This is a genomic window from Streptomyces sp. NPDC058051, from assembly GCF_042885475.1.
In the GTDB taxonomy this organism is placed as follows: Bacteria; Actinomycetota; Actinomycetes; order Streptomycetales; family Streptomycetaceae; genus Streptomyces.
On the sequence record NZ_JBHVRW010000014.1, the window covers coordinates 47901 to 64056 of the forward strand.

Annotated in this window: 8 protein-coding genes and 1 pseudogene; 1 reads left to right on the plus strand and 8 read right to left on the minus strand. The window is 66.0% G+C overall.

The window, feature by feature from the left end; genetic code table 11:
• Nucleotides 1-24: 24 nt before the first annotated feature.
• A pseudogene (locus ACFVUT_RS22355) lies at nucleotides 25-420 on the minus strand (SDR family oxidoreductase); the annotation flags it as partial.
• Between the two features lie 135 nt (nucleotides 421-555).
• Nucleotides 556-8943 (minus strand): hypothetical protein, encoded by an 8388-nt coding sequence (locus ACFVUT_RS22360; protein ID WP_389653549.1) that lies wholly within the window; start codon nucleotides 8941-8943, stop codon nucleotides 556-558.
• Between the two features lie 578 nt (nucleotides 8944-9521).
• Here ACFVUT_RS22360 and ACFVUT_RS22365 point away from each other — a divergent pair.
• Complete coding sequence (locus ACFVUT_RS22365; protein WP_389653552.1) at nucleotides 9522-10850, plus strand: ricin-type beta-trefoil lectin domain protein; 1329 nt, start codon at nucleotides 9522-9524, stop codon at nucleotides 10848-10850.
• A 119-nt stretch (nucleotides 10851-10969) separates the two neighbouring features.
• On the opposite strand, the gene ACFVUT_RS22370 is transcribed toward ACFVUT_RS22365, so the two are convergent.
• From ACFVUT_RS22370 to ACFVUT_RS22395, 6 genes are all read right to left on the minus strand, one after another.
• A complete protein-coding gene (locus tag ACFVUT_RS22370) occupies nucleotides 10970-11317 on the minus strand; it encodes a hypothetical protein (protein ID WP_389653555.1) in 348 nt (115 codons plus the stop codon).
• Nucleotides 11310-11732 (minus strand): YbaB/EbfC family nucleoid-associated protein, encoded by a 423-nt coding sequence (locus ACFVUT_RS22375; protein ID WP_389653558.1) that lies wholly within the window; start codon nucleotides 11730-11732, stop codon nucleotides 11310-11312. The genes ACFVUT_RS22370 and ACFVUT_RS22375 overlap by 8 nt, the downstream gene beginning before the upstream one ends.
• A gap of 64 nt (nucleotides 11733-11796) precedes the next feature.
• Nucleotides 11797-14718, minus strand: coding sequence for an AAWKG family protein (locus tag ACFVUT_RS22380; protein WP_389653561.1), 2922 nt, complete (start codon nucleotides 14716-14718; stop codon nucleotides 11797-11799).
• A 33-nt stretch (nucleotides 14719-14751) separates the two neighbouring features.
• Complete coding sequence (locus ACFVUT_RS22385; protein WP_389653564.1) at nucleotides 14752-15207, minus strand: type VII secretion system-associated protein; 456 nt, start codon at nucleotides 15205-15207, stop codon at nucleotides 14752-14754.
• A 38-nt stretch (nucleotides 15208-15245) separates the two neighbouring features.
• On the minus strand, nucleotides 15246-15551 hold the full coding sequence (locus ACFVUT_RS22390) for a WXG100 family type VII secretion target (RefSeq protein WP_389653567.1): 306 nt from the start codon (nucleotides 15549-15551) through the stop codon (nucleotides 15246-15248).
• A gap of 70 nt (nucleotides 15552-15621) precedes the next feature.
• Nucleotides 15622-16011, minus strand: coding sequence for a hypothetical protein (locus ACFVUT_RS22395; protein ID WP_389653570.1), 390 nt, complete (start codon nucleotides 16009-16011; stop codon nucleotides 15622-15624).
• Nucleotides 16012-16156 lie beyond the last annotated feature (145 nt).

The window sequence follows — 16156 nt, forward strand, 5'->3', positions numbered from 1 at the left end:
GACCTCGTCGAGCACACGGCCCGATTCGGCGACGACGTCGAGGGGGATACCGGTGGCGGCGATGGGCTGCAGCGCGGTGGTGGGCAGCCGAACGGTGTCACCCTCAGTGGTCCAGGACATGATGACTTCGAGGTACTCGAAGAACTGGGTGGCCCGGACGATGGAGCAGGGGACCGGTCCGGCCTTGAACAGCTCCTCCTGGAGGACCTTGGCCCGGTAGTGGCCGAGGTCGGGCACCTGGTCCACGCCGACGATGGACAGCAGAACCGCGTGCTGGACACCGGCCGCCTCGGCCGCGGTGAGGAGGTTGGCTGTCGCGGTCCGGAAGAAGTCGGCGGAGGCGTCGTCGGCAGTGGGCGACTGTGTCGCACCGATGACGACATCGGCGCCTGCCGACGCCGGGACGAGCCCTTCGCTCGTGTGTGCCGGTGCCGTCAAAGCCGGTGCCGGTGCCGTCAAAGCCGGTGCCGGTGCCGTCAAAGCCGGTGCCGGTGCCGTCAAAGCCGGTGCCGGTGCCGTCAAAGCCGGTTCCTGTTGGCCGTACGGGCCCAGGGATCAGACGAGTTGGGGCCGGACTGGCCCGGCGCCGCCATCCGTCACCGCCTCGGACGTGCTTCGGGGCGGCCGCACACTACCGTCTGCCACGTCCTCGGCGGGGCGGGCACCGGCGTGGGAGGTGTGACCCTCCAGAGTGAGGGCGGAGAAGACCGAATCGCTGATGCCCCGGCCCACCGTGCCGGCGGGCGGCGCGATCTGAGGCTGGGCGGCCGTGCGGGAGGGCCCGGCCTGACTGGTTGTGTCGGGGCTGGTGTCGTGTCCGAGGTGCGCGGGGTCGCCGTCACGGGACTTCGGCTCTGCCCGGGGCAGGTCCAGTCGCTCGCGCAGGGCTTCGACGTGAGCGCGGGCCAGGTCGACCGCCACCGCGCGGTCGCCTTTGCCGCGCGCAAGAAGGAGTGCCACGTCGGTCAGGGCGGTAGCCGCGGCAGGGTTGGTCTCGGCCACTCCGCCGTCCAGGCTCAGCGGCATGTCGATGACGGAGCCGCCGATGCTGACGGCCTGCCGAACGATTTCCTTGTAGTCTTCGTCGCCCAGCGCCTGTCTGAGGCGTTCGTGGATCGCTTCCACCTCGTCCGGGGACAGCAGTTCGGTGTCCCCGCGCGGCGACGGCACCTCGGGCTCGCCCGCCCGGCCTTTGCCCTCAGCGGCGTATGCCGACTTCAGATCGGTACCCGGGTCCAGAAAATCACGGGACAGCTCAGAATCCCTCTCGGGCAACGCGGCCGGCCCACCCAGCACCTCACCGGGATCCGACCCCACCAGCGAGGCGGCCACCGCATTCTGGACTCTCTGCTGCTGCACCGGCCCGGTGGCGTCGTTGCCGAGCGTTCCGGCGAAGCCCTGATGCGTCTCACGCGTTTCCCGCACAGGATCGGACGTGGCTTCGTTCAGGTCGTCCTGTGCTCCGTGGATGGCTGGATCGGATGGTGGCGTGCCCGTCTTCCCCAGGTGTTGGGGAAGCCATGCGGAGAAGCGTGTCTTGAGTTCTTCGGGGTCATGGCCCGTGGCCTTCAGTGCCTGCTCAAACGACTCCAGCTGGTGGACGTACTCCTCCACCAGGGCGGCAGCCTGCTGCCATTCCTGCCCGCCCCGGCCGTCCGAAGCGGCCTCGGCGGTGGCATCCTGTCCGTGGGAACGCAGGATGTTCTCCTGCTCCACGGCGATATCCAAGGCATGTCGCGCACGCAGGTACTGCGACCAGGTGCCCAGACGCGTGGTCTGCGCGTCGACGGTTTCCGGATGCCACGCGGGCAACCGGTTGCCGTCTCCGTCGAGTTCGAGTTCGGTGGCCCACCGCTGTGAGTCGATCTTGAGTGCGTGGAGGATCGCCTCGCCGTCGGCGATGGATGGGTCGTCGACGCGGGGATCGCGTACGCCCAGGGCGATCTCGTCGGGGAACAGGCCGTTCTCGGCGACGTGCTCGCGCAGTTCCTGCTCGGTCAGCGGCGCGAGATGCCGGTACCTGCTCCACCCGTCCTCGTAACGGATGCCGAGAGGGGCGTCGTGTGCCGCGTCCCATATCTCGGCTGATCTCATGAGCTCGTGCAGCGTGTGGTGCTCCAGCAAGAGGTTGTGTCCCAGTAGCCCGAGACGCAGTCCGTCCAGGTCGAAGGTCTGGTTGGTCACCTGCCCAAGGCGCCAGGCCGTTTCCAGGATCAAGGCCATCGAACCGGAGGTACCTGTGGTAACGAGGGCTCCCGTGCCCTGACCCTCCATGTGCAAGGGCGCCTCGACGGGCAGGTGGTTCTTGTCGACGGCCCTGAGCCACTGCACGAACTCACGGCCGGACTTGTCGCGCTTCACCGAGAAGGCTCGCTCTGCCTCACTGAGCGGCGGCACCAGGTCCTCGGGGCGCATCGAGATACTGTAGGACGGAAATTCTCGCCGCCAGGGACGTTCGTGCTTGATCGCCGGGAAGTCTCTGTAAGTGGGCGGTTCGATGTAACCGCGCAATACTTGGTTGGCGGAAGCGTTGAAAAGCAGCGCGCCCAGTTCACGAATATTGCCGGATTGCGCAATTTTATGCAGGACGTTCGGGTTGCTTCCGACGCCGCCGGCCAATCCGGGGCCCTCGACTCCCAGTTCGGACAGTCGCCTGGGGGCCTTTTCGGCCAGGAAATCCCAGACGGCCAGTGCCACATTTCGGGTCGCCTCAAGCGACTCGGGGCGTTGGAGCAGGTAGATGCCCAGTTTCTTTTCGAAAATGGCGGCCGCTTCGGAATAGCGTACTGCCGCCAGGTCCGCCGCCATCCGTGTCGGGCGCTCCAGCAGATCAGCCGAAGGTACGGGTTCTGATTCGAGGAACTCGAATCCCCAGTATGTGACGAGAGACTCCTCCATCTTACTCACCATTGTCTGCACGGAGTTCGCGCCGCTAAATAGCTCGGCCAGTTTCGGTGAGAGAACAGGCGGAAATCCCCGCTCAAGCAGCAGCCTGAACAAGACCACCCGAACGTTTATCCAGTCGTTGCCGCTGCTGAACGGCTGGATGACCACAAGGGTGCGCACGGTCCGGACGATGGCCTCAAGGATCCGGCGCTCGTCACTGGCGTCCAGGTTGTCGATGGTCCGGTAGTAGCGGCTGAATGCGGCATCTACCAGCACTGGTGCGTCGTTACGACTATAGACTCTCCTGGTGTCTATAGGGCCTGCAGAATTGTCGAAAATCATGATCGGCAGATTGTTCTTGTTGGCCAACGCCTGCTCGTCAGCCCATGGCGCGACGAGCCTGCGGCCGAGCAGCCTTTCCTTGAACAATTCGGAGTCGAAGCGGAACGAATCGACGCGAGAGGGATCCGCGGTATGATCCGACCATTCGAAAGTTCCGCGCATGCGTGCCGTAATAATTCCGTAAAGACGCTCGTACTCACGGGCGTCCAGGCGTTGCGCGAGAGCAGACTCGCTGTTCAAGGCTTCCCTGTAGACCTCCATCATGCCCGCTTGATAGCCGGGGTAACGGTCCTCGTAATGTCGTCCGGGATCACGTTTCGGTGTGCCATCGGTCGGCGCAGCCTCCGCAGCCCTGTGGTCACCGATATCGATATAGAACTTCCACCAGTCCTGCTCCGCGAGCATCAGCGGTCCGAGAGACACTTCTTCGTCGGCCGGGTCGCTGGTCATCGCTGCAGGGGTACCGGTCGACGCTTCATCGTCGACCGCTTGAGGGCCGCCATGTTCGGCTGCGCCACCCGTACCGACATCACGCATGGAATGTGCCGACAGGTCGGTGTCGGCGCCCGGTGTGGCGGGTGAGGGACCAGCGTGATGGTTGCCGGCTGCTTCGATCACCCCGGTCCGGCTCTGCGTCAGCGCCGTGGCAGCGAGGCTGCCTCCGAGATCCCCCCGCGCTTGCTCGTGAACCGTCTCGGCGTGCTCGGGTACCGAAAGCGCGTCAGCCGGGCCAGGGGCCAGCGCTTCCATCTGCGGCAACACCCTGTCGGGCCCGACCTCTCGGCCCTTGTCCTGGTCCGTGGGGTGGGGTGTTTCCGTGTGTGGCTGGGGGGTGGAGTGGCCGAGTCTTTCGTTGATGAGGGTGTCAAGGGTCTGACTGATGGTTTCTACCGAGTACCCGCCCTGGAAGAGAACATGGAATTCTTCGTGGTAGACGGGCGGCAGGCCACGTTGGAGGAGAAGTTTCGGCAGAACAAGGCGGATGTTCAACCGGCTGTTGGCATCGGTGAAAGCGTGGATCACCATAAGGGCGCGAACAGTGCGTGCGATGGCTTTGAGAGTACCGATCCGGTCATTTCCGACCTGCTCGATCTCGCTGTAGTACCGGTCGTAGATGGCGTCGACCAGCTCCGGTACTCTCCCCACCTTATGATTTGTATTCAGTGTCCCATCACCCTTGAAATAAACGGTGATGGCCTGGTCATGCGGGCTCACATCCGCATTGAACGGTTCGGCCAACCGCCGACCGAGCAACTCCTCGTCACGTATGTCCGCACTGAGATCGCCGAACCCCTTGTTCCGGCCCTTCTCGTCGCGGATAATTTGCCGCAGAGGGAACCGCGTTTTATTCAATGACCATTTGAATTTTCCTTCAATTCCTCTGGTGAGAATTCCATGGAGCCTGAGCTGCTCATTGGCGTCCATGCGCCTGTCAAGAGATCCCCTGTCCCCCAGAACCTCCCGATAGGCGCGAATCATGTTCCGCTGATAGCCCGGGGATCCCTTCATGGATTCGGAACCCATGTCGAAATACAGGCCGGGATCGCCTAGGAGTTTCGGGTTCTCGCGAGCGGCACGCAACGCGCCATCGTGCGATGCCGGGTCGATATAGAGCCGCCACCAGTCCTTTTCCGGCATGTGATCGGACAGCAGTACCGGCTTCACTTCCATCCCGGATTCGGAAGAATCGGTTCCCTGCTCTTCACCGTCGCCCAGATCCCTGACGATCGCCCGAGTGATCTCCGCCACCGTGTGGTCACCACGGAACATACCTTCCAGTTCCACCGACGCAGTCGGCGGGAACCCCTGTTCAAGCAGAAGCTTGGGCAGAACAAGATGGTTATGAAGAGTCTCGGTCTCCTGGGTGAGACCGAGAACGGTAAGTGCCCGCACCGTACGGGCTACCGCCGCCAGAACCCCGAAATCATCCTGCTTTGCGGTGGCAGCCTGAATCTCCTGATAGTGCCGGGCAAAGACCGCGTCAACCAGGCCCGGAATCTCATCGCGACGATAATGAGAAACAGCGAAAGTCCCCTCCCCGGTACTGACAACCCTCAGAAGAGAATCAATCGTGTCGGACGAAGCCGAACCCGTTGTCCTGGTGATCAGCTGCCGTCCCAGCAGCGTCTCTTCCAGAAGATCGGAACTCACATGGCCCGACTGCAGAGGCCGGCTGTCCACGCCCTGCTCGGACCACGGAATCCGGTCTTTGTCACCCAGGCCCATGACGAGCGAGTAAAGCCGGGCGTACTCCCCGAAATCCAGAGGCCTGGCCACAGCCTCCGGCTCCTCCAGCACCTCAGCGTAAACATCCAGCATGCGCTGCTTATAACCGGGCACGTCGTGATAGTGATCACCCGGATCACCCTGCCTCCCTCCCCGATACCACCTCGCATACACAGCATCGTGTTGACTCGCAGGGACGTAAATCCGCCACACATCCCCCTCCCCCACCATCTCCGACAACACAGCCGGCCCGCCCGGTTCTTCACCGGGATCCGGCCCCACCAGCGAGGCGGCCACCTCATCCTGGACACTCTGCCGCTGCACCGCCGCGCGCGAAGGTCCCACCTGATCCCCGGTCCCCCCAGCACCGACCCCAGCGACAACACCGTCGTCTCCCTCATCGACCGGACCACCGGCCAGACCCTTCGCAGGAGCGTGAGGCAGGTCCAACTCGTCACGGACCGCAACGGCATGGGCCCATGCCTGACCGGCCGCGGCAGCGGGATCGCTGTGGTGAGCAAGAAGCTCCACCACATCGGTCAAAACCGAGTAGGCGGCAGGATCGATGTCGGACAAGGACCCGCCGATCCGCAGTGGCACGTCAATCACAGAACCGACAATCCCGGACGCCTGCGTAACGATCCGACGGTACGTGTCCCTGTCGAGTGTCTCCTCCAACTGCGCATGCACCTGATCCGCCTGCTCCGGCGACAACAACCTCACACCATCACCCGAAACAGCCGCCGCCTGCGACAACACCCTCTCGGGCCCGACCTCTCGGCCCTTGCCCTTGTCCTTGCCCTTGCCCTTGTCCTTGTCCTTGTCCTTGTCCTTGTCCTTGTCCTTGTCCTTGTCCTTGTCCACCGAACGCGACGTGTCCGTCCCCGTCGTCGCCGGGTGGGAGAGCGGGGCGGGCGCCGCCGTGTCGTCCGCTCGTCCCGAACCGTCCTGGGCCGGCTCCTGTGCCACCGGCGAAGGGGACCGAGTCCGGACGGGAGAGTGGACGGACGCGGCAGCGCTCTGCACGTGGGCGTTCACCGACGACCGGAGCGTGTCGTGGAAGTCCTCAAGACCGGTCGCGACCCGCGGCCAGTCGCCGTGCGTCACCGCCCGGTCCACGTCGCGCAGGAAATCGTGGCGTACCGATTCCGGAACGCCGGCCCGGCTCGCCAGCGCCTCCAGGTGCTCGACGGCTTCGTGCGCCGCCGCCGAGACCTCGTGGGACAACGGCGTAACGCTGTCCGGTCCCCGCATGTCCGTGCTGTGGAGAGCCGTCGGCAACCGCCACTCGCGAACCGCCTTCTCGACGTCCTCGTGCGGGCCGGCGGTCGCGTGCGCCGCGGCGCTGTCCGTCTCCTGGCGCCCGGCTCCCGTCGTGCCGCTGAAGGCGGTGGACACGCGCTCGGGTTGGGTGGGGGCGGACCCTTCGCCGAGAGTCGCCGGGCGTGCGGCGCCGAAGGACGGCCGGTCGGTGTTCCCCGGCGCCTCCGAGGGGGCCCGGCCACCGCCGGCCGCGCTCGTGGTGGTGAGGCGGGACGAGGTGGACGGCGACGTCCGGTCAGCCGGCCGCGCGTCGCCGGAGCCTCGTGTCGGCCCACCCGCTGCGGACTGCTCGACCCCGGTACCGGAGCCGGTACGCGACATGCCGGTACCCGCGCCCGAAGCCCTCGTACCCGCACCCGGCACGCCGGGACCGGCAGGCGTGCCGCCGGTCCCGGACGTCGTACCGGAACCGGCGCCCGAACTCGTCGTGGGCAGCTGCGAACCCGTGGACGCCATGTGTCCGGCGAGACCGTCGGGGCCGAGCCGCGCCCCGGTCCCGTCGAATCCTTCGGACTTCCCGACAAAGGAGAGGCCGGCGGACGGGAAGGTGAACGACTGCGGCACCACCGTGTTCCCGGGCGCCGCACCGTAAGTACCGTAGGTGACCGGGGTTACGAACTCCCCCGCGCCGGTGGAGCCGCCGTCGATCCCGATTCCGACGCTGTGCGCGGCGGGCGCCGCGGCGAAGCCATCGGCAGGGAGCGTGTTGTACTGCCCCGGCGTCAGGTTCAGGTCAGACAGGTTGAGGTCCAGGTGGAACGCGCCATGGATGGCCTTGTGCACCGGTATCGCGAAGTAGTGTCCGGCGCCGCCGAGCAGCCCGCCGCCGATTCCGCCCAGCGTGGTCTCCTTGGACGTGGTGAACTCGCCCGTCTCCAGAAGGTTGACGAACGCCTCGGACACGTTCTGGTGCGCCGTTCCGAACGCCGTCTCCACGATCAGATGTACCGGCTTGTCCTTCCACGGTGACGGCATCGCCTTCGCCACCCCGTCCGACAGAGCCGAGCGGAGCGGGTCGTGGGACGCCCCCAGCTTGTCCATCGGGCCCAGAGCGTCCTTCAGAGCGGCGGAGAGAGCCGGCCTGTCGACGTGCGCCATGAAGGCATTGGCCCAGTCGGCGCCCATCTCACGTGCCGCGTCCGAGCCCAGCCGGGGAGCGAAGGCCCGCTCGAACTGGTCACTCACCGCGGTGCGGAAGTCGTTGCGCGCCACGACGTCGACCACGTCGTGCGTGAGGGAGATCCGCATCGGGACGATCAGGTTGGCAAGGCCGGAGCCGAACCAGCCACTGAGATCGGCGAGGTCCTTGTTCGGCAAGGTGTCCAGCAGATTCCGCTCCGCCCCGGCCCCCGCGGTCGTGGCGGGCCCGGCCAGGCCGGTCGTCCCCGACTTGACCGGAGCCGAGGTGGAGGTGGTGGCGTGGTGCAGCGCGTCCTCGACCGACTCCTGTATCGACTTGCTCGCGCCGGGCGAGAACGCCTTGGAGAACAGCTTGTTGATCGGACCTGTCACCAGCGGCACCACCGTACCGATCGCACCCTGAACGGCACCGGAGACAGCCGCGCTCTTGGCGTACTGCGCGCCCTGGGAGGTGTGCTCCCCGCGCAGCGCCAGGATCCACCGCGCCAGTCCGTCAAGCGCGGACGACAGCGCGACGTTCGTCACCATGGTCATCGCGGCATGCATGGCGAAACGTCTCAGCGTGGTGCGGAAAAGGTACTTGAAAAGCACCTTCAGAAAGGTCTGCTCGATGAACGCCCCGATCGGGTTCCACTCCATCGTGATCAGGGTCAGCGCCCACTCCAGCAGGAACACCGCCACCTGAAGCGCGATCATCACGTTGGTGTAGTCCAGCTGATAGCCGAACTCATGTGCCTCGTCAGCGAGTTGAGTCGCAGTGTCCTTGAGCGAAGTGACGTAGTCCGCACCGTCCCCGGACACGAACGTCATCATCGCCCGGACGTACTCCTCGGGCCAGTCACCGCTCGCACCCTCGGCGGTGCCCCCGGTGACCTGCGCGATCAGGTTCTGGAAGTCGTCCAGGAACCTCACCAGTTCGAGGTGAGGAACCTGCACCTCGTCATGCATGCGCTCCGATGATCCCAGGGGCACCGACATACCCGCGATGAAGACCACGATCGGGTTGTACCAGGGCTCCTCAGTCACAACTTCCCACCTGTGCATGCTCGTCGATCGGCGACCGTCGGCACGGTCGCAGGCCCGGCGCGCGACACCTCGCGCACAACAGAACCCTCCACTGACTATACGTATGAATACATTGATCGAGTTCACAACGAATCCGGCTGAGGGCCGGCCCGTGCTTCGGTTGCGATGTCGAGGGAAATGCTCGGCTGCGCCCGCCGGTTCACACCGCGCAGGACGGCTGGGCCGCCGCAGGCAAGTCACAATTCACACGTGTTGTACGCTGCGACACTCGGATCCGCTACGCACACGCGGAAGTAAGGGCTGTCCCGTCATCCGTGGGTGGATCAGCGCACGGCGTCGGATGCGGTGCGTCGCAAGGCGGAGGGACGTCCGCACACTGGATGTATGAGGACGTTCCGACAACGCGGCGAGGTGCCGTAGCTGTCGTCGCGCGCCCGCCAGGGATTACGGGACAGCCCCTTAGGTGTGCTGAAATCCGCCGCACTGGGCCGGATCCGCGCTCCCTCGAAAGGAAGCACATGAAGTCTCCAGATCCGCCGCGGCCCGCCCGCGCGGCTCCGGCAAGTACACCTGTCACCGTGGACACGGAGCACCCCCGGAACGCTACCAAGGAACGTTTCCTTCGGCTGCCCACCGAGTCGGCGACACCGCAGCGGGGAGCCGCGAGCACCTCGGCCACCCGTGAGGAGCCGACGAAGGCCGCGAACACGCGGAGGGGGCCGGCGGCCGAGCCCGTGGGCGGGCCCGCGGAGAGTGAGAAGAAGCGCGGCACGCGAACCGGAGGCGACAGCGGGGACGCCCCGGAGCCCTCCACCGAAAGCGACGGCCGCGCTCTTTCCGGGCTCTCCCCGCTCGCGCCGCGGGCTTCGGCGCGAGCGACCGGCACCGGTACGACCGTGGCGGCCACGGTCTCCGGGACAGCGGCCGCCACCACAGCCCGGATCGGCAAGAACTCCCTCGGCGTCGGCCGTGACCCCGATGTCCTGACCCACACGGGCACGGCCCAGGGCGCCGCCCGGTCCGCCGCCGTCGCCGCCGAGGGCGAGACGCGGACAGCAGCGGGGCGCGGTGGTGCCCGTGCCTTCCTGCGCGGTACGCACCGCACCATGCTGACCGTCGCCGCGGTCACCGGTGTGGTCCTGGTGGCGGGTGTCCTCGTCGGGCTCCGGGGCGGCGGCGCCACCCATGCCGGGGCGGCCCCGGATCCCGCCGCCTCCCTGCTCGCTCCGGGCTCGGACGGCGGTCCTCAGGCGGGTGTGCCGGTTGCGCTGCCGCTCCCGTCCGGGCGCAAGTCCGGCGACGCCTCACCCGGTCGGGCCGGTGACAGTCACCCGGGCGACGGAAAGCACGTCGGCTCCGCCGCTGCCGGGAAGGGCTCGCACGGTTCCTCATCGACGAGCGACAACAAGGGTGACCACCAGACGGGTGGCGGCACGTCCTCCTCGTCCGCCGGCCAGGACACCGAGGCCGCCACCGCGGCATCCCGTGCCCCGGCTGCTCCGGCCTCCTCCGGCAGTTCGGGCAGTTCGGGTGTGGCGGTGTTCAGCCATGCCTCAGGCCGCTGCGTCACCGTGACGGGCGGTCAGGGCAAGGACGGCTCGCCGCTGCAGATCCAGGACTGCTCAGGCTCGGCGGCACAGCAGTGGGCCTTCGCCTCCGACGGAACGATCCGTGCCTTCGGCCTGTGCATGGACGCCGCCGGCGCGTCGACCGCCAACGGGACGGTCGTCCAGCTGGCCAACTGCAACGGCGGCCCGGCGCAGCAGTTCCGGCTCAACTCCTCCCACGATCTGGTCAGCGTTCTCGCCGACAAATGCGTGGACGTGAAGGACGGGCAGACGGCCAATGGCGCTCTGCAGCTGTGGTCCTGCGCGGGCACCGACAACCAGAAGTGGTCGAAGAGGTAACCGGAGCAGCCGCATGCACGGGATCTCACCGCGGGTCCGGGTGACCGGGCCCGCGGTGAGATCCCTTCCCGCCGGGTGAGACCTGCCTCGACGGTCCCGGGGGCGCCGCGCCGGCCAGTTCACGGACGCGCGTGGCTCTGGGGCTTCAGGCCGTTGATGTGGCCCAGGGCGTCGTCCTGGGTCTTCTGGAAGCTCTTGCCCGAGTTCATCGTGAGATCCGCGGCGGCGTGCACGGCGTTGCCGAGCGTCCGGATGGCGTCGCGGAGCTGGGAATGAAACGGAATGTAGTTCTGGGCGTACTGGTGACCGTACGAGTCGTTGCCCCAGGGGGGATCCTGCACGTCCCACGAGGTCTTGTCGGCGAAGCCCTCGGCGGCGCGACGTGTCTCGGTCCCGACCTCGTCGGTGGCCCCGCCGCCGGCCATGATGCGGGCCGGGTCGGCGTTGAAGGTGCTTTCGTCAGCCACGGCTCTTGCCTCCGGTGGTCGGCGGAGCCAGAACTTCCTCGACCGACCCGCCGTCGAGGAGCCTGTCGAGGTCGATGCGGTCGAGGACACTGCCGCCGGGGGTGCCCGGACCGCTGCCTCCCACGGTTTCGATGACGGCCCTGGCACGCGAGGCGACCTGGGTCCGGGACGCTGACATGGCCTCCAGCACGCTGGCAGCCAGAGCCTGGCCCGTCATCTCCTTGAACTTGTTGTTGGGGAAACGCAGCCCCGACGGGGCACCGTCGATGCCGACCGTGACCTCCACGGCGCCGTCCCGGGACCGCGCCGTGGCGGAGATCGTCCCGATCTCCTTCTTGGCCTCGACGAGGGCCTGGCGCTTCTTCATGAACTCGGCCAGCGCGTTCTGCCGCTGTTCTTCCAGTGCGGAACTCATGGATTCTCCTGTGCCGGTGGGGCCGCTCACAAAGGAGCGGCAAAACGGGCCGGGTGCCCGGGGATCAGTGGCCGATCGACGCGGGCAGCCCGCCCTCCTCGGTGCCCCAGACGTCCTTGCTCTTTCCGGCCCAGTCGGAACTCCGCGTCTGTGGAGGGGAACCACCGGATGGTCCGAAGGACGACTCGGTGGACGTGCGCCGCGGGCCGAGCAGTTCGTCGGAGTCGGTCTCCTCCTCCTCCCACTCCTCCGGATCCTCGTCGGGGGCGGACCGGGAGGCGAACGGGGATCCGCCGTGCTGGACGACCGCGCCGTCCATGTCGTTGCCGTCGTAGAGATCGCGGTCCCGCTCCCCGCCGCCCTGGCCGCCCTGCTGGCCGCCCATGCGGCTCATGCCGGCCATCATCATCATGGGGGAGAGCAGCCCCATGGCGTTCTGGCTGTCCGTGGCGGCGCCGCCGGTCATCGAGGCCGCACTCGCGCCGACGCCTCCCGCGGCGGCGGCGTCGGTGGTCGTGTCCGCCGCGGTGGCCGCGTTGGCCTCGCTCGGGATCGGCTGGAACTGGCCGTCCGAGCTGGTCACGATCCCGCTGCCGTCCGGATGCCTGATCTCGGTGGTGCCGTCGGGGTGACTGGTGATGCTCGTGCCGTCCGGCGTGTACGCGGTCTGGCTTCCGCCGCTGAACGTCGGAATGTCGAAGGACGGCGACGAGATGTGTCCGCCGCCGTTCACACCGGTGCCCGTCGACGTGGCCTCGGTGGTGGTGATCGTGCCGTCCGGACGCAGGGTCGTGGAACTGCCGTCCGGGTTGCGGGTGATGATGTCGCCCTTGGCATCGACGGTCGTGGTGCCGCCGTCGGGGTTGGTGATGCTCTGCCCGGCCTCCAGGTGGCTGGTGGAGGAGTGGCCCTGGGCGTCCACGGTGGTCACGTCACCGTCAGGGTGCACGGTGACCTTCGAACCGTCCAGGTTGTCCATGGTCAGGCTGCCGTCGGAGTTGATGTGGGAGACCGTGCCGTCCGGCGAGGTCAGCTGCGTCTCGCCGTCCGGCGTGACGATCTCCGACGAGCCGTTGGTGAACGTGGTCGTCTTCGTGCCGTCGGGGGCTGTCTGGGTGAGACTGCCGTCCGCGTTGCGGGTGACGCTCGTGCCGTCCGGGTTGGTGAGCGACTCGCCCACCCCGAGGTGGCTGGTGGAGGAGTGGCCCTGCGCGTCCACCGTGGTCACGTCACCCTCGGGCGTGACCGTACGGCTGGTGCCGTCGGAGAACGTCGACGTGATGCTGCCGTCGGCGTTGCGGGTCACGGTGTCGCCGTTCGGGTAGGTGGTCATGACACCGTTGCCGTTGAGGGCGGTGGTGCTGCCGTCGATGTTGTTGACGGGCAGGCCACTGCCGAAGGGCGAAATACCTGCTCCGCCGCCCAGCAGTGAGTTGACGTCCGTGGAGCCGCTGTCGCCGAAGGCTCCCTGCCCGGTGATGTCCGGGACGGAGATGTCCGGGACGGAGATGTCCGATGGGTCCGCTGAGAGCTGACCGCCCGTCCCTCCGTTCCCGACGAGTGAGTCGGCCGAGAATTCGCCATTCCCGGTGAACGAGTCGGCCGAGAAATCACCGTTCCCGGCGAGCGAGTCGGCCGAGAATTCGCCGTTCCCCGTGAACGAGTCGGCCGGGAAATCACCGTTCCCGGCGAGGTTCTTCGTGAAGTCCGACAAGCCGTCGCTGTTCGACAGCGCGCTCTTGACACTGCCGGTGACATCGTCGAGATCGCCGTCGAGGCCGGCGCCGGTCTTGTCCTGGATCTCTGTCTGTACGTCCGAAGTCAGCGAGGACGGCGTGTCCGTGAAGGAGAAGGCCGGATTCCAGTTCGGGTCGAGCACAGGTGACCATTTTGACTTCAGTGTGGTCACGACCTGTCTGGCATTGACGTCCAGGTTCGTCTGGATGTTCTTGGTCCAGCGTGTGACGGCTTCCTGGACCAGAGCGTGCCAGACACCTGTGTCCGTCAGCTTGCCCAGGTGGATGCTGTCCTGGAAACCAGGCAGGGTCTTGGCCAGGTACGAGGATGTTCCGCTGGCAGCCGCCGAATCGTCGGAGTGGATGAGCCGGGCATTGTTGTCGATGATCCAGCGGCCGAGTTCGATGAACACCTGGTTCAGCACGTCCAGGGGATCGGCCGGTATCTGCTGCTCCGTGGTCGAGCCGTCCGGGAGGTTGACCGTGATGGGCTTGGCAGCCTGCTGCGAGTAGAAAGCACGGTAGAACCCGTGCAGATCGACGTACGCCTGGAACAGGGATTCCTCGGCGCCCACCAGATCATTCCCGTACGTCGTCCTGCTCACGTACTGAGTGGACGGCGACGTGTTCAGCGGAACGAAACCCGGCGGCTGCAACTGCGCGGTGTAGTTCTCGTACTTGGTGTGGAGGTCGTCCACCAGGTGCCAGAAGGCACCTGCGGCGTTTCCCTTCCACGACGCCTGCTCGCTGCCGAGTTGTGTCTTCCACTCCTGCAGGACCGCGGTCTGACGCTTGAAGAAATCACCCGCCGCATCGTAGGACTTGGCCAGCTCGGCGAAGGCACTGAGCCTTACGCCGTTCTGTTCGTTGTCGGGTGCTCCGTCCCCCCTGACTACGATGTCCCCCTTCACGGAGGAGTGCTGTTCCCCAGTCAGGCTGGAGAGCACACCGTCCGAGTCTCCCCAGTATCGATGACCTGCCGGATTGTCGAGATATGTTATCTCGACTTTCCATTTACGCACGTGATCGGTGACGGCATAGAACTCGAAATAGAACCCCTTGTTGGAGCTTCGAGGCAGAATCCACGCGGTGTAGTCGTTCTGGTCATCGAATACGTGGCCCCCCTGGACGATACTGATGTTGACCCAGGGGATACCACTGTCACCGGTGACACCTGTGACGTCTTCACGTCTGACCATCGACCAACCGGTCAGCAGATGGAGGATGTCTTCCCAGCTATCCGTGGCCATGTTCCTACTACTCCGAGGGGTGGATTCTTTGTGTCAGAGACTCGGGGAGTTCTGAACGTTGCCCGTGCTGCCGCTGGTGCCGCCGCCGAGGGCGGACTGGTAGCCGGTGACAGCGGTCATGAACTTCTGCGATTCAACCTGCGTGAGATTTTGCTCCTGGGCCTTCTTCATGTCCTTGATGACATTGTGGAGCTCGGCCTGGAGCTTGGTGAGCGCGTCCTTGTGGTGATTGAAGATGTCGTCGATCTCACCGGCGACCGACTTGGCACGGTCACATATGTCCTTGCCACCGGTTTCGCTGTCGCCCGCCAGCGGGCCGATGCCCAGAACCTGATTCCTGTTCCGGACCTCGTAGAGCGACACCGGAGAAGCAGTAGGTGACCGAATTTCGTCGATTGCGGCCAGGAAGCCGTTGACATCAGTGTCGGTGAAATTCTGCAGAGCCGAAAAATCCAGTTGTTCCAAGTGCGGGTGATCGCTGCCGGGCATATGTGCCTCCTGCCGCTTCGACGTGTTGCTGTGCGGAGTTACATCCGGATGTCCATGAACCCCTGCGCGTTCGACTGGACCACGCGCTTGTAGTTGTCCGAGACGTCGTTCAGCGTCGTGTAGAAGTTGCGCAGGATGGTCGAGAGGTTGGCCACCTCACTGTGCCAGGTAGGCAGGACCCGCTGGTAGTAGACGTCCTTGTCAGGACCTGTCCAGGCCTCGACGACAGTGGTGATGTTGCTTTCCAGCTCGCTCATGGTCTTTGCGATTGCCTGGGTCTGCTCCTCCATGGCCGTGACCGACTGGCCGACCTGGAGGTGATCGATATCGATACCGTCCGACATGGTTTCTCCCTGGAAGTGATGATTGTTCTACGAAGTGGTGCTGATCAGGCTGCGGCTGCTCGCCGGGGCATCAGGGAACCAGCGTCTTGAACGTGTTCTGCGCTGTGGAGGTGCCGCCGCCCGTGCCCGCGAGGCCCTGGCCGTAATCGGTCAGCCCGCCACCGCTGTTGACCACGGCCTGGAGGTTGGATTCCTGCACGTGGCCGTCGCGCTGCATGCTCTCGCCGAGCGTGTTCTCCATCGCGATGCAGGTGTTCATGATCCGGTCGACTTCTTCGAGCCACGTGCCGATCACTCGCCCGAACGCGACACCGTCCTTGCCCTGGTAGTGAGTGGCGAGCGCCTCACGGTGCGACCTGACCACGTCCTGAGTGGACTGCAGGCCCTTCCTGGCCTGCTCCAGGAATCCGATGGATTTGACGTACGCCTCGTTCGTCGACTTCTGGTTGTTGAATTCCATGGTCCTCTCCGCGATGTCGTGGGGTGCCCCGGCGGTGTCCTCGGCATGCCGACCGGCCGGAGCAAGGATGCGCTGACCAGGAAGGTGTCGCGGTGGCGACACCCCTCCCGCTACTCATTGAAGACGAGATACGTGCTTATAAGGT

Excerpts from the sequence above, each read along its gene's own strand:
- ACFVUT_RS22395 (WP_389653570.1), bottom strand. The coding sequence starts at position 16,011 with ATGGAATTCAACAACCAGAAGTCGACGAACGAGGCGTACGTCAAATCC.
- ACFVUT_RS22380 (WP_389653561.1), bottom strand. The coding sequence starts at position 14,718 with ATGGCCACGGATAGCTGGGAAGACATCCTCCATCTGCTGACCGGTTGG.
- ACFVUT_RS22385 (WP_389653564.1), bottom strand. The coding sequence starts at position 15,207 with ATGCCCGGCAGCGATCACCCGCACTTGGAACAACTGGATTTTTCGGCT.
- ACFVUT_RS22375 (WP_389653558.1), bottom strand. The coding sequence starts at position 11,732 with ATGAGTTCCGCACTGGAAGAACAGCGGCAGAACGCGCTGGCCGAGTTC.
- ACFVUT_RS22390 (WP_389653567.1), bottom strand. The coding sequence starts at position 15,551 with ATGTCGGACGGTATCGATATCGATCACCTCCAGGTCGGCCAGTCGGTC.